General features: G+C 63.3%; 17 protein-coding genes. 9 read left to right on the top strand and 8 right to left on the bottom strand.

The genetic code is table 11. The features are described from left to right. Positions 1 to 220: 220 nt before the first annotated feature. Positions 221 to 2557 carry a TonB-dependent receptor gene (locus J1N50_RS10305; RefSeq protein WP_215353399.1) on the top strand — a complete coding sequence of 779 codons (2337 nt, stop codon included), beginning with the start codon at positions 221 to 223 and terminating at the stop codon, positions 2555 to 2557. Positions 2558 to 2610: 53 nt separating this feature from the next. Further along, positions 2611 to 2988, top strand: a complete 378-nt coding sequence (locus J1N50_RS17960; protein ID WP_215353400.1) for a PaaI family thioesterase — start codon at positions 2611 to 2613, stop codon at positions 2986 to 2988. An 83-nt stretch (positions 2989 to 3071) separates the two neighbouring features. Here the strand turns inward: J1N50_RS17960 and J1N50_RS10315 are convergent, their stop codons facing one another. The 5 genes from J1N50_RS10315 to J1N50_RS10335 all read right to left on the bottom strand — a co-directional run bounded on the left by J1N50_RS10315 (position 3072) and on the right by J1N50_RS10335 (position 10847). Next, on the bottom strand, positions 3072 to 5453 hold the full coding sequence (locus tag J1N50_RS10315; protein WP_215353401.1) for a TonB-dependent receptor: 2382 nt from the start codon (positions 5451 to 5453) through the stop codon (positions 3072 to 3074). A gap of 25 nt (positions 5454 to 5478) precedes the next feature. Then, the gene (locus J1N50_RS10320; RefSeq protein WP_215353402.1) at positions 5479 to 6549 is read right to left on the bottom strand and encodes a DUF2855 family protein; all 1071 of its coding nucleotides are present in this window, start codon (positions 6547 to 6549) and stop codon (positions 5479 to 5481) included. A 143-nt stretch (positions 6550 to 6692) separates the two neighbouring features. Next, on the bottom strand, positions 6693 to 8201 hold the full coding sequence (locus J1N50_RS10325) for an alkaline phosphatase D family protein (RefSeq protein ID WP_215353403.1): 1509 nt from the start codon (positions 8199 to 8201) through the stop codon (positions 6693 to 6695). Continuing rightward, entirely contained in the window at positions 8201 to 10483 is a 2283-nt protein-coding gene (locus tag J1N50_RS10330) for a TonB-dependent receptor plug domain-containing protein (protein ID WP_215353404.1), read from the bottom strand. The genes J1N50_RS10325 and J1N50_RS10330 overlap by 1 nt, the downstream gene beginning before the upstream one ends. Before the next feature lie 67 nt (positions 10484 to 10550). Continuing rightward, a complete protein-coding gene (locus J1N50_RS10335; protein WP_215353405.1) occupies positions 10551 to 10847 on the bottom strand; it encodes a hypothetical protein in 297 nt (98 codons plus the stop codon). On the opposite strand from J1N50_RS10335, the gene J1N50_RS10340 reads away from it, so the two are divergent. From J1N50_RS10340 to J1N50_RS10360, 5 genes are all read left to right on the top strand, one after another. Further along, positions 10847 to 12541 (top strand): hypothetical protein, encoded by a 1695-nt coding sequence (locus J1N50_RS10340; protein ID WP_215353406.1) that lies wholly within the window; start codon positions 10847 to 10849, stop codon positions 12539 to 12541. The genes J1N50_RS10335 and J1N50_RS10340 overlap by 1 nt on opposite strands. 111 nt (positions 12542 to 12652) lie before the next feature. Next, on the top strand, positions 12653 to 14161 hold the full coding sequence (locus J1N50_RS10345; RefSeq protein WP_215353407.1) for a hypothetical protein: 1509 nt from the start codon (positions 12653 to 12655) through the stop codon (positions 14159 to 14161). Between the two features lie 47 nt (positions 14162 to 14208). Beyond that, positions 14209 to 14565 (top strand): HigA family addiction module antitoxin, encoded by a 357-nt coding sequence (locus J1N50_RS10350; protein WP_215353408.1) that lies wholly within the window; start codon positions 14209 to 14211, stop codon positions 14563 to 14565. A gap of 620 nt (positions 14566 to 15185) precedes the next feature. Further along, entirely contained in the window at positions 15186 to 16142 is a 957-nt protein-coding gene (locus J1N50_RS10355) for a toll/interleukin-1 receptor domain-containing protein (RefSeq protein WP_215353409.1), read from the top strand. 12 nt (positions 16143 to 16154) lie between these two features. Beyond that, positions 16155 to 16649 carry a hypothetical protein gene (locus J1N50_RS10360; RefSeq protein WP_215353410.1) on the top strand — a complete coding sequence of 165 codons (495 nt, stop codon included), beginning with the start codon at positions 16155 to 16157 and terminating at the stop codon, positions 16647 to 16649. Positions 16650 to 16694: 45 nt separating this feature from the next. Here J1N50_RS10360 and J1N50_RS10365 read toward each other — a convergent pair whose 3' ends face one another. Genes J1N50_RS10365 through J1N50_RS10375 form a run of 3 tightly spaced genes read right to left on the bottom strand, consistent with a single transcriptional unit; the run spans position 16695 to position 19646 of the window. After that, positions 16695 to 17342: a Thoeris type III anti-phage system protein ThcA gene (locus tag J1N50_RS10365; protein ID WP_215353411.1), complete on the bottom strand. Its 648-nt coding sequence runs from the start codon at positions 17340 to 17342 to the stop codon at positions 16695 to 16697. 2 nt (positions 17343 to 17344) lie between these two features. Next, complete coding sequence (locus J1N50_RS10370) at positions 17345 to 18505, bottom strand: Thoeris type III anti-phage system protein ThcB4 (protein ID WP_215353412.1); 1161 nt, start codon at positions 18503 to 18505, stop codon at positions 17345 to 17347. Between the two features lie 43 nt (positions 18506 to 18548). Beyond that, positions 18549 to 19646: a DUF2235 domain-containing protein gene (locus J1N50_RS10375; RefSeq protein WP_215353413.1), complete on the bottom strand. Its 1098-nt coding sequence runs from the start codon at positions 19644 to 19646 to the stop codon at positions 18549 to 18551. 233 nt (positions 19647 to 19879) lie between these two features. Between J1N50_RS10375 and J1N50_RS10380 the strand changes: the two genes are divergently transcribed. Both J1N50_RS10380 and J1N50_RS10385 read left to right on the top strand, forming a co-directional pair. Then, positions 19880 to 21763, top strand: coding sequence for a S8 family serine peptidase (locus J1N50_RS10380; protein WP_215353414.1), 1884 nt, complete (start codon positions 19880 to 19882; stop codon positions 21761 to 21763). 41 nt (positions 21764 to 21804) lie between these two features. After that, positions 21805 to 22992, top strand: coding sequence for a ComEC/Rec2 family competence protein (locus J1N50_RS10385; RefSeq protein ID WP_215353415.1), 1188 nt, complete (start codon positions 21805 to 21807; stop codon positions 22990 to 22992). Positions 22993 to 23032: the final 40 nt, after the last annotated feature.

Here is a 23032-nt window from a genome sequence, read left to right on the forward strand (position 1 = left end):
TCCTCCTCACTCTGCCAAACCGGCGACAGGCCCCTCCTATATCGCCGCTCCGCGACTTGACCGTTGCCGAGGCTGCAACGGGATTTGCGTGTCGCGCGCCGCGCCCGCATTGCGATCGGCGCAACGCGGGTCGCGAACCCGTCAATGGCCGCGCCTGCCATTCTCCCCCATCCTTGCGACAGGGCGGATCTCGACGAATCCGCCGCCAAGGGAGACGGATATGAAAAACAGGCTTCTCGCCGGCGCCAGCCTGCTTTTGATGGCCGCACCGGTGCCGGTGCTGGCCCAGAACCCGACCGCGACAACCGAACCCGCAACGCAGGCCGACGATCAACTGAGCGAGATCGTCGTTACGGCGCAAAAGCGTGACCAGAATCTTCAGGATGTCGGCGTCTCGATCGCTGCCTTTACGGGCGATCAGCTAAAGGATCTGGGCGTGACGTCCGCCCAGCAGATTTCGGAATCGGTCTCGGGCGTCCAAGTCTACAGCTATCTCGGCCGCCAGCCGACCTTCGTCATCCGCGGTGTCGGGGTTCAGGATTTTGCGCCGAATGTCGCACCCGCCGCCGCCGTCTATCTCGACGAAGTCTATCTCGGCTCCAACATCCTCACCGGCTTTCAGATTTTCGACACCGACCGCGTCGAGATTTTAAAGGGGCCGCAAGGCACCTTGTTCGGCCGGAATACCACCGGCGGCGCGGTAAGCTATTCTACCCGGCGGCCGACCGATGCCGCGGAGGGCTATGCGGAACTCTCCTATGGGAACTACCGGACGATCACGCTCGACGCGGCGGTCGGCGGCCCCCTGTCGTCCACGCTCAAGGCCCGGATCGCCGGCCGCTACGCCAATCAGGCGAGCGGCTATTATATCAACGACTGGACACCCGCCGACACGGCGTTGCCGCTCAGCCCGCTGTTCTTCAACCCGAAACGCAGGCCGGGCGAGCAGGAAAGCTGGGCGCTCCGCGGGCTGCTCGAATTTGACGACGGCGACGGCGTCGACCTGCTGCTCAATGTCCATGGCGGCGAAACAACCGGCGACGTTCTGCCGCTGACCTCGATTGGCTTCTCTTCGATCCCGGGGGCTGCCCAGCCTTGCGCGGCGACGCCGCTCACCGGCATCCGCGATCCGCGATTCTGCGGCGATGCCTTCGGCTATACCGATCTCGACGGCGATCCCTATCGTGTCCGGGTCGATTTTGTTGGGCGCAACCGCGAGCATAATTACGGCGGTTCGCTGCGCGGCGAGTTCGACCTGGGTGGCGCGATGCTGACCTCGATCACCTCCTATGACGAGGCAGGCAAGCGGGCATTCACCGATACCGACGGCGCGCCGCATCACGAGCTCAACCAGCTCCGCGACACGCAGCTCGAGCAATATTCTCAGGAGTTACGACTGGCTTCCGATGATAGCGGACGAGTCTATTGGATCGCTGGCCTTTATGGCGCGCGCGAAAAGATCGACCTGCGCTTCTTCGGCACGCTGTCGCCGCTGCTCGGCCTCACCAATTTCACCGACCCGGCGCTTGCCAGGCGCGTCGCCGACCAGCTCGAACTCAACTTCGCGCAGGACACATGGAGCGCAGCTGCTTACGCTCACGCCGAATGGAAGGCGACCGACCAGCTCACCCTGATCAGCGGCGTGCGCTACTCCTATGAAAGCAAGGATTTCCGGAGCCGGTCGGAGTGGATTTACAATGACGGGCTGACGCCGGTGCGCGCGCGGGTCAATTTCGGCTCAACCTCCGCCGATGCCGCGGTGGTCGATGACGAAGCTGTCTACAAGAGTTTTTCGGGCAAGATCGGAGTCAATTACAAGCCCTCGGACGCGGTGCTGATCTATGGCAGCGTCAGCCGCGGCTTCAAGAGCGGCGGCTTCGACGGCGACTTCGCCTTCACGCGCCAGCAGCTTCAGCCTTTCGAGGAGGAGACGCTGACGGCTTACGAGGCTGGGATCAAGTCGACCTTGCTCGACCGCCGCCTGTTCCTGAACGGGTCCTTCTATCACTATGATTTCCGCAAACCGCAGGTCCGCGTCGCGCAGGTCGACACCGTTACCGGACTGCCGTTTAACCAGCTACGAAATCTCGCAAAGGCCCGCGTCAACGGACTGGAAATCGACGCCACATTCCGTCCCGTCCGCGGTTTTGACCTGCGCGGAGGCCTCGCATGGATCGACACGCGGATCGACGATCCGGCGCAGCCGGTCTTCGACGGCAACGACCTGCCGCTGGCGTCCAAATTTTCGGCGAACCTCCTTGCCCGCTATCAGTTCGGCGTCGGCGACGGGTGGGATATGGCGATCCAGGTCGACGGCAAATATAATGGCGCCTTCTTCCTCAATGCCGAGAATACGCCCTATCTGAAGGAGCGGTCCTACACGCTGGTCAATGCGCGCATCAGCCTGACGAGCGAACGCGGGTGGGACATCGCGCTCTGGGCACGCAACATCACGAAGGAGAGCTTCGCCGTGCAGAGTTTCGCCCTCTTTGGCGCCTACTCCGTCGCCTATAACGCGCCGCGTACCTATGGCGCGACGCTTCGGCTCGACTGGTGAGCGCCCCCACCGACCCGCCTGCGGGGTTCGCGCGGCACTTTCGCCGCAGCCCCGTGACCGACGCGTGGGAGCCGCTATATTCAAAACGCGACGCCCGTCGCTTTGTAATCGGCTTGCGTGTCGCTGAGGCACATTGCAATGCGCGCGCTATGCTGCACGGCGGTGTGCTGTCGACGCTTTGCGACAATGCCATGGGCATCGCCTGCGCACTCGCGGTCGGCGAAGGGACCAGTCTGGTCACCATCCATCTGTCGGTCGATTTCCTCGGCGCGGCGCGTGCGGGGCAATGGGTCGAGATTGCGGCCGAGTCGACGCAACCGGGCCGGACCATCGCCTTCGCATCGGCCGAAGTAACCGCGGACGGGGCGCTTGCGGGCCGCGCCACCGCCCTGTTCAGGGTGATCACCCGGGACGCGGCATCATCCAGCTAAGAAAAAAGGGAGCCGCCGTTGTGGCGCTCCCCCATTTTCAAACCGGCTTCCCGACTGGGCGAGCCGGCCCCTTCCCTTTGCGGCTATCGTATCTTCGTCCGCAATGTCAGGCCATAGGTGCGCGGTTCGCCCTGCGCTCCAACCAGCGTTGCGCCCTGGAAGGTCGCGGGAATCATCGATCCGATGTAGCGCTGGTCGGCAAGGTTGCGCGCCCATAGCTCGAACGTCCAGCGCTCGTCCGCCGCCCCCAAACCCAAACGGGCGTTGAACAAGGCATAGCCCTTCTGCCCCGACGTCGGCCGGAGCAGGCGTTCGGTCAGCACATCGGACTGATAACGTCCGTCGACCTGCGCGAACGCCCGCAGTTTGCCCGCCGCAACCAGATCATCCCACCCGATCGAGCCGGTGACGACCCATTTCGGCGCGTTGGCGAGTTGCTGCCCGGCGATCGCGACGACATTGGCGGGAGGGCCCGGCGGGATCGCGCCATAGCGTGAGCTCGCATAGGTCACGCCCGCCGCCAGTTGCCAGGCCGGCGCCGGCCGCACGCTGGCTTCGAGTTCGAAACCCTTGGCGGTAACGCGCGGGATGTTGGTCGTGATCAGCGCGGCCCCCGTATTGTAGCTGAGCTGATAGTCGGTGAAGCGGGTGTAGAAGAGCGCGCCGTTGACCGTGACCGCGCCGCCCGGCGAGCGGAGTTTCAACCCGGCTTCGTAGTTCGTGGCAAGTTCCGGATCGAAGGCGAGGTCGTCGGCGTCCGGCGCCTTGACCGTGATCGGACGAAAGCCGGCGCGGTCGAGCACGAAGCCGCCCGCCTTGTAGCCGCGGCTGTACGTCGCATAGCCATGGAGCGCGTCGCTGAAATCATAGCTGATCGTCGCGATCCCGGACCATTCCTTCTCGACCTTTCGCGCTGTGTATGATCCGTCGTAGCGCGCGTCGAACAGTTGCAGGCACTGGATGCCCGAGATCGGCGTTGCGCCGGGGGCCGACAGGCCCGCGGCGATCAGCGCCTGGCAGCCGGGATTCAGCGTGTCGACGATATCGACGTCGACGCGTTTGGTCTCGCGCGTGAAGCGAAGGCCGCCAATCAGATCGAGCCGGTCGGTGACGTGCCAGACATTGTGCGTGAATACCGAAATGCTGCGCGACGTCTGGCGGAAATCGTCACGCCCCACGCCCGATCCCTCGGGATAGCTCGCCCCGACCGGCAGACCGGTGTAGAAGGAAATCGGATTAGCCAGCCCTGTCGTCCGCCCGAAGAGCCGGTCGAGGAAGGGTTCGAGGTCGCGGCCGACACGATAGCCATAGCGGCCGAAAGCCTTTTCATGACTGTAGAAGCCGCCGACCATCCAGTCGACCGGCCCCGCTGTCCCGTCGAGGCGAAGTTCCTGCGTGAACGTGTCGAATGCCTGCGCCGCGGCCTTGAAAGGGATGTAGACGAGGTCGGCCTCGGCATAGTCGACCTCGCGCGCCTGATCGTTACGCCAGCGCCGATAGCCGGTGATCGCGGTCAGCTTCGCACCGCCGAGCTCCCAGTTGAGTTCGCCCGACAGGCCCCATTGATCGGTTTCTTCGAGCGAAGCGCGATCTTCTGTCGTCGTTATGGTCAGGTCCCTGCGGCCGATATGGCTGTCGAAACCCATCGCCGCGAAAATGCCGACATAGAGAGGGTCGTTAACGGTGGGCGAATAGGTATCGGGACCCGTCTCGCGCCGATGTCCATAGTCGGCGATGAGCCGGATATCGAGGTCGTCCGCGGGCGTGAGCAGAAGCTGGCCACGCAGCGTCACGCGATTGCGGTTGCGATAGCGCTGGCCGCTGTCGAAATCGCGCAGGAAGCCGTCACGGCGCTGCCAGGCGGCATCGATCCGGAAAGCCGCGGTGTCGGCGATCAGCGTCCCGCCCCCTCCGGCATTCAGCCGGACCATGTCGTAATTGCCATAGGATGCGGCCGCATCAAAGCTCGGCTCGAATTTCGGCGCGAAGGTGATGACGTTGATGAGGCCCGCCGACGTATTTTTTCCGAACAGCGTCCCCTGCGGACCGCGCAGCACCTCGATCCGCTCGATGCCCGGGATGTCGGTCAGGCTGAGATTGGAACGGCTGCGATAGACGCCGTCGACGAAGGTGGCGACCGAGGATTCGAGTCCGGGGTTGATCGCCTCGCTGCCGACGCCGCGAAGACGGATAACGACACCGGCAGAATCGGATGTGGTGCTGGTCAGGTTCAGGCTGGGGGCGAGCGTCATCAGTTCGCGCGTATCGTTGATTCCCGACTTCTGGAGCTGTTCGGACGAAAAGGCCGAAACCGCGATCGGTACGTCCTGCAGATTCTGCGACCTCTTGGTCGCGTTGACGACGATGTCGCCCGATCCGTCGACATTCCCCTCTCCCTGCGCCCATGCCGACGGAGCGAACGCAAGCGTGACGAGCGACAGCCCGCAGCGAAAATTCATTCTCATAAACCCTCCCGATTTTCTTTTGTGGTCAAAAGGATGCAACGACCGCCCTGGTGGGATCGCCATTGCCGAAGCGAATCCGCGCCCAGACGTCGCGAATGGCCTCCGCGCCGCGCACCGCGTCGATCGCGAGCCATTCGCGTGACGCGTCGATGAAATCGCGGGTCGCGCTGGCGAGCGCGGCATCGAAGCCGGCCGGCCCCAGTTCGGCCGCCACGGCGATGATCGCGTCGGGCGCGAAGAAAAAATGCTCGTCGGGGCGGGGCACGGCGGGTTCATCGCGCCCGTGCGTCAGGCCGACGCGGCAGAGATGGACCGGCGGCGACCGCTCGCGCAGGCTGGCGAGCACGGCATCATTCCCGGAAAAATCGATGATCGCGGCCCCCGTGATCGCGGGCAGCGCGCCGTAGGTCGCCACGTCGTCGAAGAAACCAAGATCCGCAACCGCCGCGCGATGGCGTTCGGACGTGAGGCCGATGACCCGCAACCCCGGTCTGTTTCGGCGCAACAGCCAGCCGAGCCCCAGCGCCGTCTTGCTCGACGCGCTGGTGACGATCACCGTGTCGCTCCCCCAAGCTCCGGTCCGCCCGATCAGCCGGTCGAGCAAGAAGGAGGTGATGAACAGCGGACGGATGACCGCCTGCCGTTCTTCGGTACCGGGCGCATGGATCGGGTCGGCATCAACCCGGAAATAGCTGTTATAGGCTGGCGGCAGCGGGCGCCGAGACGGCGCGTTCTCGACGATCAGCCGGGTGTTGACCCGCCCCGGCTCCAGTACCGCCGACGACGCCATCGGCCACAGGCCGTACAGGCGCTCGCCAACCTCGACCGCGGCATGGCGGCTCTCGACGACGGTCGAAAAGCCCCAGGCCGGCACCATGCCCCACGGGTCCGGCCTGGGGAAGAGCGACCAATAGCCCAATCGGTCGCCGAGGAGCGCATAGGTCAGATTATTGGCGCTGAGACTGAAACAATCGATCGCGAGCCGCACAGCCCTGTCTTGCAGCACCGCGGCAGGAGCATCGCGAACCATGACGAGGTCACCGGGAAGCGGCCCGCTGCGATCGACAACGAGGTTGACGGCTTCGGCACTGTGCAATGTCTTTCCCCTGCCCGTTGCCCGTCGTCGCACGACATGGCTTGGCGGGCAGGTTCGCCGCAGACGGGCTGGCAATCAAACGGCCAGAATCGAACGACAATTGCACCGGATGCAATGACCGGCCCGTCGTTCTCCGGCCGGTGTCAGGCGAAGCCGGGTCGACCCGCCTCGATCGATCGCCGCTCAAGCGAGACGCATTGCGCCGCCGGATCGGTGAGCGACGATACGGCGCGCAGATCGACATCGAGCCGCTGCGGAACAAGGTCGAGCAGCGCATATCCGGCATGCGCATTGTCATGGAAGCGGACGTGCGAATTCCTCGCCGCCGCACCATCGAACAGCGCGGCCGGACCACTTCGCGAGGCGAGACAACTTGTCACCACCTCGCTCGCCACGACCTTCGATTGTGGATCGTCGAAGTCGGCGAGGATATTGTTCAGCCAGAAGGAATGGACGTCGCCGCCCAGCACCACGGCGTTGCGAACCGCCGGACGCGACAGGCTCGCAAGCGCGCGCATCCGGGCCGCCTCGTAGCCGTCCCACATGTCGGACCAGCGGGCGTCGGGTCCCTGCGGCAGCGCAAGGCGCGCGAAAAGCGTCTGCTGAGCGATCAGACTCCACCCGGCCGTCTCGCGCATCAGTCCGGCGTCGAGCCAAGCCTCCTGCTGCGCGCCCAGCACCGTCGCAGCGGCGTCATCGACGGCGGCGCAATCCCGCACGACCTGTCCGCCGCGCTTTGTATCCGAACAGGGCTGGATACTGCGATGCTGCCGGGTATCGAGCATATGGACCGTCGCAAGCCGGCCCCAGCGGAACCGACGATAGAGCTGGAGTCCGCCGTTACTGAGCAGGGCCGACGGACGCAGCGGCATATGTTCGAAATAGGCCTGCCAAGCCGCAGCCCGGCGGCGCAGAAAGGCGGTGCGTTCGGCGGTCACACCGCCATGCTCGCCGACATAATCATTTTCGACCTCATGATCGTCGAAGGCGACGATGAAGGGCATCGCGGCGTGCGCTGCGGCGAGATCCGCATCGGTGCGATAGAGAGCGTGGCGAGCGCGATAATCGCCCAGCGTCTGCGGATCGGGCACACCGAACGAACGAACGTCGGGACCGCTTCCGAAGGATTTCTCATAGATATAATCGCCAACCTGCAGCACCGCTTCGACGCCTTGCTCGATCATGTCGCGATAGGCGCTGAACCAGCCATGTTCCCAATGCTGGCACGAAGTGAGCGCAAGGCGAAGCTGCTGCGGATCAGCCGCCATCGTCGCGGTCCGGCCGATGCGGCTGACAGCATCGCCGAGATGGAAGCGATAGAAGAAAGGTCGACCCGGCGGCAACCCCCGCACCTCCAGATGCGCCGCGCCGCCGCGCGCCGCCGGCGCATCGACCCGGCCCGAACGGACGATGCTACGAAAGCCCTCGTCGCTGGCGATTTCATAGCCGAGGCGGGTATCGCCGATTAGCCCCAACGCCCGCGTCCACAGAACGAAACCGTCGGTCGCCGGCTCGCCCGACGCGACGCCAAGGGCAAAGGGGTCGGCAGACAGGTGCGGAACATGATCCGCCGGCGCCGCGCGTGCTGCCGCGAGGAACCGGGTTGCGGCGAGCGATGCCGCCCCGGCGAGAAGCTGGCGCCGCCCGAACATCAGAAGCGCGCCGTCAGCCGGGCATACCAGGTGCGCCCGTTGAGTCCGATCGGCGTTTCCTCGCCGGTCGGAAAGCTCCCGCCGGTCGCGGCGATCGCCAGCACCTGATCGTCGATCGTGTCGGGCCGTGCGTCGAACAGATTCTGGACCCCCAGGCCCACGCGCACGCCATCGAATATCTTGTAGCCCATCGACACATCGACTGTCTCCTTGCCGCCGAAGGTCTGCACTGCGGTCAGCGGCTGCGAGGTGTAGGTACCAAAGGCGGCTACATTGACCCCGACGTCGAAAGCACCGTGCGTCAGACTGCCCTGAAAGGTGAATTTCGACTTCGGCTGCGCCTCGGTCACGAACAGGATCGACTTCATGTTGAGCAGCGGCAGCGCGGGCAGGACCGGGTTGGGCCGCAGCGTGTCGAGCCGGCTCTTGAACCAGCCATAGCCCGCGGTCAGCGACAGTTGCGTGTCGGGGGCCAAGTCCCCCTGCCACCGTGCTGTCAGCTCGACGCCGCGCGTCGTGGTGTCGATCGCGTTGGTGAAGAAGCGGACCTGCTGGAAATTGGTGATACCCGCCGCGGTCAGAATATTCACAACCGCCGCGCCGCCGAGCTGTTCACTGAGCGCGATACGGTCCTTGATCCGGATCCGGAAATAATCAGCGGTAAAGGAAAAACCGTCGATCGGACCGACGACAAGGCCTGCAGTGAAATTGCGCGACCGTTCGGGCTTCAGGTCGCTCGCGCCAAGCGCGCGCGCGACGGGGTCCCCGACCGGCAGCGTCCCGACGGTGACGAGCCGCCCGGCACTGAGCGCGCCCTGCACCGCGCTGAAATACTGCTGCTGCAGCGATGGCGCCTTGAAACCCGTTCCATAAGTCGCGCGGATCGCCGCGCCTTCCATCAGTTCGAGGCGGGAGGTTGCGCGCCAGGTCGTCTTGCCGCCGAAATCGCCATAATCATCGTAGCGGATCGCGCCGCCGAGCAGCAACTGTTCCACCGGCCGCAGTTCGAGATCGAGGAAAGCGGCCCAGGCGTTGCGGCTCTCGTTCGTCGGGTTACGGGGGTTGAACCCCGCAAAACCATCGGCGCCGGTACCGAAATAGGCATTGGGATCGCCGCTTCTGATCTTGTATGATTCATGCCGATACTGTCCCCCTGCCGCGATATTCCCGCCTGCGAGCACGCCGTCGAGCGGCAGCGAGAGCGTGAAGTCGGTGACATATTGGCGATAGGTCACCCCGCCCGAATTAAAGCGGGTCGGGCTGGCGAGGCCCAGCGAGACGTTGGCAGTATCGAAGACGCTGAAATCGGCCTCGTTCGAACCGAAGCTCTGACTGAGATCGGCCTTCAGAGCGCCGATGTCGCCGCGAACACCGACGGTGCCCCCGACGTCCCATATCCGCGGTTCGATGATGGGGAGGAAGCCGTCCGGATAGATCGGTGAAAAGCCCGGGACCCGGAAGCCCGCGCCATTGTTCGAAATCTTGCGCGTCAATGTCCCGAAACCATAGATTTCGGCCGCGTTGCCAAGGGGCAGCGCGGTATCCAATGCGAGGCTCGCAACCGACGCCTTGGGGTCGCCGATGCGATAGGTGACACGGTTGAACCGCTGATCGACGAAGGCACGATTGGTGGGACGTTGCGCACGCGCCGATACGCTGACAGTGAGATGCCCGCCGTCGCCGAGCGCGAGGCCGGCGCTCGCGCTCGCAAGGCCCGTTTCGCCATCTCCTTCCTCGGTGACGCTGCCGAACAACTCGGCGCTCGCGCCGCTGGCGTTGGACTTGAGGATGATATTGACGACCCCGGCGATCGCATCGGACCCATATTGCGCAGCAGCGCCATCGCGCAGGATCTCGATCCGCTCAATCGCGCTTTCGGGGATGGTGTCGAGGTCAACTGCCGCCGACCCGCGTCCGATGCTGTTATTGACGTTCAGAACCGCGTTGGCATGGCGCCGCTTGCCGTTGACGAGCACCAGCGTCTGGTCGGGCGACAGGCCGCGCAACGTGACCGGCTTCGTATTGGCCGCGGTAGCGGTCGTTGCCGCGCGCGCAAAATTGACCGATGGCTGCAGAAAGTTCAACGCACGGCCCAGATCGGGGAAGCCCGTGTCGGCGATCGTGTCACCGCTGACAACATCGACCGGCGCCGACGATTCGAGCGCCGCACGGCCCGACGCGCGCGTTCCGGTAACGATGATCTCGTTGTCGGGGTCCGGACGCGTTTCGGTCTGCGCCTGCGCCGTGCCGCTCGCCAGAATCGCCACCCCCACCGCTGACATCGCATATCTCATCAAAGCTGCCCTCCTGAATTTCGGGCCCAATCTATGAGCGCAGCGGAGCGCAGCGTTATTGCTCAAGCGGAGAGCGGCGTTGCGAGATGCGCAACGCGGCGGCACTTAAACTGTCACGGTGGACGAGTAGCGTTGAGAGTTTCCAGCGCCAGTTTTGAGCCGTTTGGAACAGTGTTTGACGGGCTGTGGTCCTGCTGCCCTCAGGGTAGTAGGGCAAGAAGCCAACGTTCGTGTCGACAAATAATAATGAGGTGATGGCCGATTTCGGACTGACAAGTTTTAGTTCGAAATCGGCGAAAGCTGACGTCGCGATTGCAGCGGCGGTGCGGATCGTGTGAATAAACAGGAACAATGTCTGCTACGCTCGTCATCAAGGAGATTCGGCGCTTTCTCGAGAGCGAGAAGGCCGAGGTGCTCTGCATCAAAGGCCGCTGGGGCGTCGGGAAGACCTATGCCTGGCTTCAGATTCTCGGCGAGACGCAAACCGGCGGCAAACTCCACGCCAAGAAATATTCCTATGTCTCACTCTTCGGACTGAACTCGCTCGACGAGGTCCGGCACGCGATTTTCGAAGGCCGGGTTTCACCGGATAAGGCGATAAGCGGTCCGGATAGCGAAAGCCTCGCCGACCTGTTCGAAGCGGGGAAATCCCTTGTCCGCAAATCGCGAGGCTGGCTCGGCGCCGCGCTCGGCCCCGTCGGTTTTGGCGAGATCGGCAACATGCTCGCGCGTTCGGCCTTTTTTCTCGTGCGCGATCAACTCATCTGCATTGACGATCTCGAACGTGCCGGCGCCGGATTGTCTCCGCGCGACCTGCTGGGACTGATCTCCTTCCTAAAGGAACAGCGCAATTGCCAGATCGTGCTGCTCCTCAACGATGGGGCAATGGGAGATTTGGATCTCGATCAGTTCCAGCGCCTGCTCGAAAAGGTGGTCGACACCGCCGTCATATTCGCGCCCTCGCCGGCCGAGGCCGCGGCAATTGCGATCCCGGGCGATGGCGCGATCAGCGACGAACTCCGCCGGGGCGTGATTACGCTCGGAATCACCAATATCCGGGTGATCAAGAAGATCGAGCGGATCGCGTTGCAACTCGTCGACCTGCTTCCCGGCGCGCCCGAGCGCATAATCTCGCAGGGCATCGTCGCCTGTCTCCTCGGCGGCTGGTCCGTCTATGAGCCGGGCCAGGCACCATCGCTGGAGTTTCTGCTGGGTTATAATTCGCTCCATGCTGCCATGATGGAGCGCGAGAACGGCCCCGACGAGGCGTTCATACGCTGGCGCGACCAACTCTCGAACCTGCCCTACAATGCGAGCGACGATTTCGATGTGGCCATCTTCGATGCCGCCGCGGCGGGCTATTTCGATGCCGAGCGGCTGCGGACGGAAGCGGCGAAGCTACACGAGGAGTTGCAGCGCAACAGCCGCATCAACCCTCTGTCGAAGGCATGGGAACGCTATAGGGAGTCGCTCGTCGAGGATGACGCTTTCGTTATCGACGCCATCGAAAAGGCGGCGCACGAAAGTCTCGCGATTACAGACTCGATCAACATCAATGGCACGATCGCCTTCCTCCGCGAGCAGGGACGCGGACAGCAGGCCGACGCGATTGCCAAGGCCTATGTCGATGCGCAGCCCGAGAATCCCGATTTCTTCAACATTCTCAATCATCATTTCCCGGCCGACCAACCCGCCGATCCGGCGCTCGCCGCGGCGCTCGCGCAGCGGCTCGCGACGTTCCGGGACGAACGCGATCCGAAGGCCGTCATTCTTGACATCGCGCACGGCCGCGCCTGGCAGGATGATGATCTCGCCCTGCTCGCCGGCATTGACGTGGATGCCTATCAGGCGATGTTCGAGGGAACCGAAGGATCCGACCTCTCTCTCCTTGTCCGAACGGCGCTTCAGATGGCGCGTGGCCACGAACATGACCGTCCTGAGATCCGGGCCACGGTAGAACAGGCGCTCGGCCGTATCGCCGCCAAGTCTCCGCTCCGGGCGAGGCGGCTGCGCCAATGGGGGTTCGCGCCGCCAGCGGAAAATTGAGGCAATCCCGACCTTCGTTCAGGCCTGGTTCCATTTGAGCATGGTAAGCCATGACTGGCAGCGAAGCGATTCCGCTTGACAAACGTAATCCTATACATTACAAGCATACAAATGACGTCACCCACCGCCTTTCCCGACTCTGCAACAGAGGACGCCGCCTTGGCGAAGGCGAAGGAAATCGCGGCGTCGCGGCCCAGAGGCGATTCCTCTCGCGAGCCGGTGGCGCACGACCCATCGCATACGGCGGGGTTCGCCAAAGACGTCGCGCGACAATCCGAACCGGCGGAAAGCGCCAAGACAGCGCGCAGCATTCTTCGCGAGATGCTGGGACGGCGCGAGCCGTTGACAGAATCGCAGATGGCGGCGGCGGAAGCTGCCAACTTCGGGTCGCGTCTCCTCATGCCGATGTTCAAGGACCCGCTGGAACGGGCGCGCTCCAGCGCATTCGCCTATACCAAAGCGACCGAACGGATTCACCATATCTGCGATGGTCATAACAGGATGCTGGGGACGTCCGAGGCGCTTCGCCATGTTTGCGACGGACAGCACTCGGCATCGTCGGCGCTGCTTGAGAGGGCGCGCGAGGTTGCCGAAGCCTGCTCGGCTGCAACAAGCATCAAGGGAATGACCCTTTGGTCGACGTCGCTGCAAGCGCCGCCAGAAATGGTCTCATTGTTGGCGCGGTGCAATGCGTCGAACCCGCGTTTACCACTACTGCGTCAAGCCGAGACCCACGGTGTCAGCGGATATCGCTACCTTTGCAAACCGCCGCTTCCAAGCGACGAGACCGCCGCACCGGTCGGTTCGGATGTAGACAATTCCTCCCCCGCAAGTGACGGCAGCAAACCGGCGGAGCTACGCAAGTCGGTTTTTGCCGAACGCGAACAATCCTGGAATGACTTTCGCGAGACCGCGCTGAACGCGGTCGATCCGGCGGCGATCGGCGTGCAGGCGAGGATGGGCGCCCCGCGGGTTTGGTCCATCTATTATCTGAGCAACTTCCTCAATCGCCAGGTCGCCGTCAATCAGACGACCCGCTCGGCGCTGCGCAAGCCGGCGCCGCCGCTTAAGTCGTTCGGCATGATCCAGCGGATGGGTCTAGATCTCCGCCTGACCGAGCGGCTGTTTGACAATGTCCTCGCGCGCATCAGCAAGATGGGCGATCGCTCGGCCGAAACGATCGAAGCATTCGTTCGCGACATTTTCGAACAGGTCGCGCTCGTCATTGGACAGCATCGTCTTGTACGCGCCGTTGCCCGACCGGACGGGCGAAACACATTCGAACGTATCCGAATCTTCGACATCCATACCGGCGTCTCGCCACCTCTAGCCCTGGATCGCCAAGCGCTTTGCCGCGCATCGATCAATCAGGTCCCTGGAGTGAATGAATATGGATATCCCCGACCCGCGCCTTGCGCGCATCTTTACCACCGCCGCGTGTCCCGAACTGCCTTTGCCGGTCGTCCGGAACGCGCACCGCCTTATGCGCCTGCTGACGGCCGCCGCCAGTTGGTCCGACATCGGCGTCTTCACCAAGGTCGCCCTTTTGAAGGACGGCCGGTTCGCCGCGCCGGTTCATGGCCGGTGGGCGATCAGTTTCGAATGGGACGACGAGCTTGACCGCATCGTCAACCCCAGCCTCGAGCGTTTCTAGACCAGGAGTTTTCATGTCGAGCGAAGCCGAAGTTGAGTCCGTCGGCACTGTCTTGCGCAAGCACATTCTCGAAATGGGCGGCGTCAAGCAGGATGAACTCGCTTCGGCGCTCGGCGTTTCGCGCCTGAGCGTCAATGAACTCCTCAATGACAAGCGCGCCGTCACCGCGCCGATGGCGCTCCGCTTGGGTCATGTACTTGGGACGACGCCCGACCTCTGGCTGAACCTGCAGCGCGACGTCGATCTTGCTGCGGCGCGCAAGCGCTTCGGTGCTGAGATCGCAGCACTTGCCATTCTCCGGCAGCCACAAACACAAGAGCAAGTCATCGCGCCCTTCGAGGAGTTGTTTGCGGAAGCCGACGAAACGTAGGCCAAGCGACTCCTCTCGATCAGCATTCCAATTTGGTGCTCAAACAAAACGCTGCACTCTTCACTCTGCAGCCTGCCGCCCTAAGGTACGCCCATGGCCGATTTTGGACTGGCGGGTGGCAGCGGTCGCGTAAAGCGGACGGCTGCGCTCGTAGACGCTTGGCCAGCGACAGGTGACAACGATCCGCCCGGAGCCACATCAACATCGACGCTCTGACTATTCACTATAGCGAGTAAACACCCAGTCCCGGTCGGACACCTTAACTTCGTGATAGGCGGAGCAGGCTTGGTACTGGGCCTCATCGGTAGGCTAGCAGCTGAGAAATCGTCCGAACCCCCAGCCTCAGGATTTGGTAAAGCGTTTGCTGTCCCTGACCATGATTAGCACCGTCGTCGCGGGGCCGGCCACTGTGGCGGACGCTAATTCGGCCGAGGGCGTGCGATTCCACCCCAGCTTCACAAGCGTCGATCCGTCGACGATAATTCCGAACGCGGTTTTGTCGTGTCCCTGACTGCCAGTTTCCAGCGCAGGCACTTCTCGTGAACTGGAATGGGGGTTTTTATATCCTGCTTGTTGGAACAGATACGGAACGCTAAAGGCCGGGGAAAGGAGTTTTGCACGTGGCGACGCTGTTCTTTTCCTATTCCCATCGCGACGAGGCGTTGCGCGACGAGTTGCAGACGCAACTGGCGATGCTCCAACGTCAGGGCATCATCGAGACATGGCATGATCGGAAGATCGAGCCGGGAACCGCGTTCGACAAGGTCATCGGCGCGCATGTCGAAGAGGATGATATCCTTCTCCTTCTCGTGAGCCCTGATTTTCTCGCCTCGGATTATTGCTACGAAGTCGAGATGATGCGCGCCATGGAGCGCCACGAAGCAGGCGAAGCCGTGGTGCTTCCCGTCATTCTACGGGCCTGCGATTGGAAACATGCGCCGTTCGGCAAGCTCCTTGCCGTTCCCACCGATGGCAAGCCGGTGACGCTCTGGCCTGACCGTGACCAGGCATTTCTCGAGGTTGCCAACGCCATTCGCACCGCGGCGGCGTCGCTTGCGCCGCAAATGGCTACACGTGAAAGCCCGGCGATGCGGTCGGTTTTGCCGTCGGGGAGAAGCGCCGTCGTGCCCGAGGCGCCGCGGTCGAGTAATCTGGCACTCGCCAAGACATTTTCCGACCGCGACAAGGATGAGTTCCTGCACCGTGCCTTCGATTATATGGTGCGGTTTTTCGAAACATCGCTCGACGAACTAGGACGGCGCAATCAGGGAATCGAGGGAAGTGTCCGCCGTATCGATGCCGATCGGTTTTTTGCGACGATTTATCGCGATGGCGCGGCGGCGGCGCGCTGCACGATTTTCATGGGCGGCATGCTGGGCCGGGCAATTCATTTCCTCGAAGGCCAGACGAGCGATACCAACAGCTTTAGCGAATGCCTCCATGTCGAGGCCGACGATCAAAGCTGCTTTCTTCGCGCGATGAGTATGAACGTCGGCCGTGACCCCGCCGCGAAGCTCACTTTCGAGGGGGCGTCGGAGATGTTTTGGGCGGCCTTCATCCGGCCGCTGCAGCGCTAGGGAGATCGAGCGATGCTGCGAGGAATTGTCGGCGTCGTTTATCCCGCCGCGCTAAAACCGGGACAATTTTATGTTCGGTCCGATTATGCTGGCGGGCGCTGGCTCGCGCTCTGCGTCGGAGCGGCGGCAGGCGATGGCCGGGCGCCGGATCGCTGGGAACCCGTTTTCGACCGTCCCGATCAGAGCGGGCCGTTTCTTCAGCTTCCAAGTGACAGCGAACCCGTCGCATTGCTGCCCCCTGTGGCCGTGCGCGTGGATCCCGTCGCCGCAGCGGCCAGCCCCTATATCGGGCAGTCTTTCAAGGGGCAACTCCTCGTGGCGGGCCATTCTTGCTTCGTCATCGCTCCGTTCGAGCGCGGGATTGGCCGAGCCACGATCGACCTCGCCAGCGGCATGCAGGCCGCCACATCGCTGCCCGATGGATGGCTCGGCTTTTCGGACTGGTCGTTGGTGGTTGGCGACGGCGACGAGGAAAAAATCCTGATGCGATATGGCGGTTCGGACTGACCCGTGCCCGGTCGTCAGCCGTAGAAAGCGGGGACGGCTCGCGGTTCATTCCGGCGGCCGCCAATAGCGCGCTTCGATAGCGCGCGGTTGCGCATCCGGGGTGTCGAAACGCCGCTCCCTGGCCGAAATGCCCAGGTGGCGGTGAAAGAGCGCGACATAGTCGGGATCGTCGGCGAGATCGGGTGCGAACGCATCGAGCCGCTTGCCGACTTCGATCGTGGCGCCGCCGGTCGAGACCACCGGGATAATCGCGGCCTCTGGCTGAAGCTCCCGGAACAGGTCATATTCGTCGATGATCCCGCTCATGCCGCCGATGAAGACGGCGGCGGCGAAGCGATGCTCGCTGAACATCCGTCGACGCATATGCAGCAAGCTTTGCGCGCGATCGCCGGCGATATCGTCGGTGAGCGTGACATTGCCGAACCGTGCGTTGTCTTGCGGAAACTGGTCTTTGAAATGGCGTGACTGATAGAGCCCGACCCAACGTCCGTAATCGAGGTCCAAGTCTTCGGCGATGACCCAGATCATCGGCGTGATCGCAGGATGGCCGCCCCAGATCAGCGGACGGCGTCCGAGCGTGACATAGACTAGCGCCGAGACCGCGGCGGTAATCGCCACCGTGTCGGCGGTCGCGGCATATTCGGGACCGCGCCGCGGATCGGGGACGCCGGCGGACAGGAAAATTGCGTCCATTTTCAAGCCTCCCATCCTGCCAGTTCCCAACCGGCGTCGGACACCTTGATCGCGCGCACGGCCGCAATCTGTTCGTCGAGCCACTTCAGATGCGCCGTCCAGGCCTGCCGGATTCCAATATGGTCGTAAACGAGCACCGGTATGCCCTGCTGCTCGGCGCGCCGCGCCTTTTCTACCACATCGTTCAAAATTTCAGCGGTCGGGATTCCGACGATCGGATAGGCCCAGACCTTGCGTTGATCGAGCAGGCGCACCGCGATTGCCCGATGCGCGCCGATTCCCTCCACCTCGGCCCCAATCTTCACAATGTCGGCCCTGAGCTTGCCAGTGATCGACATGAAGCGCGCGGCAATGCTCCGGCTGCGCAAATCCTCGACCCGCAGCAAGATCGCATCGGCGGCGGTATCGACGATCGGACCGTCGGAACCCGTCAGTTCGTCAGCATCGAGGTAGACCGTCTCGGCAAGGTCCGTCATGCGGTTCGGCTCGAGCCCTGGCCATATGACACGGAGGACATGGATTTCCTTGGCACGGGCACGGCCAATTTCCTGCCGGGTCCAGCGGCTCTCGAAATAGGTCGGTGTGTCGAGCATGACCATGACATCCGAGTCGACAAGGCGGTGCCACAACACTTCCTGGAAGGGATCGCCGGGTCGAATGTCGTGCGTGTCGAGAAAGACGTCGAACCCGCGTGCCGACAACAGGTCATGGAGTTGCAGCGCTGCGGCGCGCGCCTCGGTACGGCGGTAGCTCACGAAGACACGCCGCTGCTGACGAAGCAGGCCGATGCATTCGAGGAGCGCTGCTGCGAGCTCGCGCATCGGTTCGTCGTCACCCCGCCGGCGAAGCCCGTTCGCCGACTGGAGGAAATCGGGAATGCAGGTGCCAAATTCCTGGGTTGGCCCCACGGTCGGGATCACGGGCGCGCTTTGCGCAACGAGCATCCGCGCCGCTTCGACATCGCTTGCGGGGACGCCCCCGAAATAGGCAGCAACGAAGGCGGCGCGGGGGTTGCGCCCGGCCACGCTAGCGCCGTCGTGAAGGATCAGCTCGCGACCGATTTCTATCCCGAAATCGCCGACGAGCGTGGCAATCGCGCGGACAAGCGCAGCTCGCTCGGCCTCGGTGGGCGAACCGAGAATGGCGAGTTCGTAATGGCTCATTGCGGTCTCTCCTCGCGTCAAAAGGGAACGCATGCCAACCGCATCATTGCGGCGCCTCTGGACGACGGAAGTCCTTTAGATGGCGTTCGGCATAGCCGTCGATATCCCACGCGACGGGATGGATCAGCGCGTTTTTCGGTGGGCGCCGGCGACGGAAAAGATTGAGGCGGCGTGTCGTTCGCTGGGTCTTGTTGTCCCAGCGCTTCTTGGGAAGAAATTCTGCCGGCCACCAATAGAAGGGCATGCGGTGAATTTCAGCCTTCGGCGAGGCGGGCGTGAAATGGCTCCCCTCGCTCTCGCCGAGTATGTCGGCAAGGCGGTCTTTATCGATGCCAAGCCCTTTCGCCGCGGCTTCGTCGGCCATCCAGCGGAGCGAATATTTGCTGAGGCCGGATGCCGATTCGGCATGACCCCCGCCGACGTCGCAATGATCGCCCGGAAACCACATTTCCGCACAATCCTGCCGGGCGTGCGGGCGGAAGCGGTTTGTCCTGAAAAAGGCCCGCTTCTCGTCGAGCGCAATCGCATGCCGGATATGCGCGATATCCGGATTGGCGCCCGTATAGGGTAGCGCCACGGGTGTTCCGATCCAGCCGACCGAACTCACCGTATCCCAAACGCCAACAAAATGGGGCTTGCATTCGGCCATCGAGAGATTGGCCTTGAAACGCCTAGCGAGCGTCATGACCGTGTCGAACGCTGCGCCTTCGGCCCCATTGGCGCGCCAGAACATCTTGATCGCATAGGGTAGAAGCGCCTCGTTGCCGGGCATCGGAACGCCGTAAGTGGAGAGCAGGGCAGCGAGGATACGGACGGTATAGGCGCCGCGGCTGAATCCGAACAGGAAGAGCTGGTCGCCTGGCCGCCAATGGTTCATGATGAACACATAGGCGTCGCGCAGGTCGTCTTTGATCCCATAGCCGAACGCCATGCCCCCAACCCGCGCCAGAAAATTGCCGACGGGAAGCGGGAAACCGGGCGACGCGCGCGTTCCAAGGCCCGGCTGATAATAGACATGCTGCGTCTCGAAGTCCTTTTCGAGTGCGTAGACCAGGCGTGCGACATTGGTTTGGTGTTTTGCCGGCTGGTTCGACGTGCCGTCGCAGCAGACAATGACGTTACGCGGCCGCTTGCCCTCCACAGGCCCTCTCCCTGATTTTCGAGACCGGCACGATAGCTCATGGCCGCGCGCTGCAAAGCGCAATCTTCCCCGATATGCTATTTATCGGTAGCGTGCGCCCGCCCCGGCAATCCTTACCAAAGCCGATGCGATAATGTTTGACAGCCGGGTACGGCCCTCGCACCTTCGAGCATGTTCGGCGTGTCGCGTGTTCGCGCCGCATCGATGCTCGCGCGGCCGTGACGGGAGGGGACATGATCATTCTGGGTCGCGAGGTGGTCAACAGCCTCGTTCTTGGTCCCGACGCTGATGGGCGTCTCGTGCAGGATTCGCCGGTCCGCAGCGACGTCTGGGCGGGCTATGCCGGGGCGCCAGGCGAAGCGCTCGATCTCCTGGTCGAGGCCTATCGCGACACGCCCACCGGGCTTGTCGCGGCGCGCATCGCCGCGCGACTTTACGATACGCCCGAGCGCCCCGGCTTCGGCGACGCCGGCCATCGGCTCGGCTACGGCCTGTCCTTCGTCGAAGGTCTTGTGGCGGCCCGCCTGCGCATCAAGGAACTTGCCTATTCGCTGCTGCCTTTCACCCGCTGGGCACGGTCGCTTGGTCTCGCTGCCGACGATGGTGTCGCAGCGCGCGTGGAGGAGCGCGTCGCGCGGCAACTGCACGAGCTGCGCCGCAGACGCGGTTGGGCAAGCGCGACCATCGAGACGCCTCCCGGGATCGAACGTCTCGCCGCGACGCTGCGCGTGCTGGCATCGCTGCTATGGGCCGAAGGCGCCGAGGCCGCCGACGCTGCCGAAATCGGGACGCCCGCCGACTTTTATCGCCGCGCCGACATTGAGGCGATCGCGGCGCTTGCCGGCGAGATTGGCGAGCATCTGGTGCGGCTGCGCCCCATCGGCCTAGGCAGCGATTATGATATATTCGCGGTATCGCTGAACCGCCCGGTCGAGCTCGCGATCGACCGCTCGGTGCCGGCGATCAAGGGCGACGCGGCCGCGACGCTTTTTTCTGTGAACTGCGAGCGGCTTGCCTGGGCGGTCCTCGACACGGGGATCGATGCGAGCCATCCCGCCTTCAAGGATTTGCGCGATCCGCCAAACAGCCGGGTCGTTGCCACCTATGATTTTACGCAGCTTCGCCGCGCCGTGCTCGTCGATCATCTTTATAATGGCGACATCCTCCGCGACAATGCGCAGTTCCTCGCCGAAAGCAGCGGCCTGCCGCTCGGCTTGGTCATAAAAGATCTGTTATCGCTCGCGCAGGACGCACGCGAGCGTAGGCCCATCGACTGGATGCGCGCCGAGAAATATGTTCTCGAGGCCTCGCCCGGCGTGCCGGCGCACCCGCACGGTACGCATGTCGCGGGGATCATCGGCGGCGGCTGGGATGCGGCCGACTTCGCAGGCGGGGCACCGACTGCGCAGCGCGGGGTGTGTCCCGATATCCGTCTCTATGATTTCCGTGTCGTGACCGGAGGCGGCGGCGATAGCGAATTTGCGCTCGTCGGCGCCTTGCAGTTCATCCGTTATCTCAACGCAAGATCCTATCACACCGAAATTCATGGCGCCAATATCAGCCTCTCGATTCGCCACGATGTGCGTAATTATGCATGCGGCCGAACCCCTGTTTGCGAAGAGGCGAGCAAGCTCGTTGCTTCGGGTGTGGTCGTCGTTGCGGCCGCCGGCAATCACGGCTTTCAAAGTTACCATCTTAGCGATGGCGGCGCGTTCGAATCCTACGCACCGTCGAGTATCACCGACCCGGGCAACGCCGAGGCGGTGATCACCGTCGGTGCAACGCATCGCACCTCGCCCCACAGCTATGGCGTCAGCTTCTTCTCGAGCCGCGGGCCCACGGGCGACGGTCGCCAGAAACCTGATCTGGTCGCGCCCGGGGAGAAAATATGGAGCATGATCCCCGGCCCGAGCGAGGACGCTCTCAGCGGCACGAGCATGGCCGCGCCGCACGTCAGCGGCGCGGCGGCGATGCTGATGGCGCGCAACCCCGAGTTCCTCGGCCGCGCCGCCGAGATCAAGGCGATCCTGTGCGAAAGCTGCACCGATCTCGGACGCGAGCGCAGTTTCCAGGGGGCGGGCATGCTCGATATCTTGCGCGCAATGCAGCGGGTCTAGGGTGGTGAGGTTGCGGTTGCGAAAAGGGAGAGGGGGAAAATATGGAACTCGAGGTCCTGCCTGCCGCCAAGGGCGATTGCCTGCTCCTCCACCATGAGGAGAATGGACATAAGCGCCTGATCCTGATCGACGGCGGTCCCGCTGGCGTTTACAAACAGTCGCTCAAGCCGCGCTTGCTCGAACTACGCAAGGAGCGGATCGCCGAAGGCGCGATCGGCAAGTCCGATCCGCTCGTCATCGACCTCATAATCGTTAGCCACATCGATGATGACCATATCAACGGCATCGAGGCGCTCTTCGACGATATCGCGGCGCAGGGGGGCACGCATAAGCCCGATTTTCGGGTCGATCGCCTGTGGCACAACAGCTTTCTGAGTCTCGTCGACACCAAAAGCGGTGACGTTGCCGCGCTCGCCGGGGCGGGCGATGCCATCATCGCCAGCCTCGGCGCCATAGCGCCCGAGGCCACGAAGGAGGGCGCCGAGGACCTCGGAATGGTGCTTGCGAGCATTGCCCAAGGCTATAATTTGCTTACCCAGGCCAAGGCGCTCGGCATCGCGATTAACCCCGAATTTAAGGGTAAAGCGATCGAGGCGCATAGCGCCGCGCCGCTCGACATCGACGGGCTGTCGATCCGGCTTCTCGGCCCGCGAAAGACCGAACTCGACGCTTTGCGAAAGGATTTCGCAGCCTGGCTCAAGGCGCGGAACAAGGGCCAAGCGACCCCTGCATCGCTGCTCGCGAGCTTCACCGACACGTCGGTCGCCAATTTGTCGAGCATTGTCCTCCTCGTCGAAAAGGAGAAAAAGCGATTCCTTCTCACCGGCGACGCACGCGGCGACAAGATGATGGAAGCGGCCGCAGCCTTCGGTCTCGCCAGCAAGTCGCAACCCTTGTCGGTCAACATTTTCAAGGTGCCGCATCACGGCAGCGACCGAAACAACAGCGCCGAATGCTTTGCGATGTTCCCGGCCGAGCACTACGTCTTTTCGGGCGACGGCAAGCATGAAAATCCCGACCGCGAAACATTCGAATATCTGGCGGTGGCGCGCGCCGGCGCAAAGACGATCGTCGAGCTGACATATCCGCCCGCCGACATCGACAAGGTGCGCGCGCAGGAATGGGAGAAGAAGCACAAGCCCCGCCTGTTCGATCCCGCGACGCAAGGCGTCGCGCCCTATTTGTCGAAACAGAAGAATTTCGTTGTCCGCCATCCGCCGCCCCGCTGATCCTAACATGGAGTCGTAGATGCCCGACAAAAAGCTTCGC

This window comes from Sphingopyxis soli, assembly GCF_018682675.1.
GTDB lineage: Bacteria > Pseudomonadota > Alphaproteobacteria > Sphingomonadales > Sphingomonadaceae > Sphingopyxis > Sphingopyxis soli.